This is a genomic window from Pseudomonas sp. GW821-FHT09H03 (assembly GCF_059415945.1).
The window spans coordinates 1-626 of the sequence record NZ_JBWKOF010000042.1 but is presented as its reverse complement, the minus strand read 5'-3'; the positions used below and the strand labels follow the sequence as shown (position 1 = coordinate 626).

Here is a 626-nt window from a genome sequence, read left to right as displayed (position 1 = left end):
GAAGTGGGGTCGAGGAGTTTGGCCTTGGCCAGTTGCTGGATCAGCGCTTCGCTGGGCTTTTCTGGCGGGACGTTTGCGAGGCGCTCTTCGAGCCATTGGAGCTTGCCGTTCCAGGATGGGAGTTTGGCCGGTGGCAGCGGGAGGATTTCGTTGATTTCGGGGACTTTGGGGTTGGCGTAGGAGTAGCCAGAGAGCACTTTCCAGATTTTTTCGTAGCGTTCGGCGCGCTCGAGGTCTTCTTGTTGACCGAGGTAGTGCAATTCATTGGTGGGCGGCGGGTTACGAAAGCCTTTGTATATAAAAGATGCCGAAGTACTGCTGCCAGCAGCTACGCCGAGTTGGAATGCTTCGAGCGCGTCTTGATACTCCCCCCTTCCTTGAAGATGAACGCCTAGTTCTGTAGCCGCTTCACCGTGGCCTTGTTCGGCAGCGCATCTGCGCATCTGCCGGGCAATAGAGGGGGCTATGCTCTTCGGCGCCAACTTGTTACCCACATCGTACTGGGCCTGGGCGTTGCCTTTATCTGCGGCCTTGCGAAAATAACGTAACGCCATCTCCGGATCCTGCTTAAGCCCGGCCGAACCCTGCTGAAGAAAGATCCCCACAAAGTAGTAACCTGTCGCCAC

General features: G+C 56.7%; 1 protein-coding gene. It reads right to left on the bottom strand.

Annotation, left to right across the window (positions count from 1 at the left end; translation table 11 throughout):
- A partial coding sequence (locus tag AC07OG_RS26335) for an SEL1-like repeat protein (RefSeq protein ID WP_495068513.1) occupies positions 1-626 on the bottom strand: 626 nt, incomplete at both ends.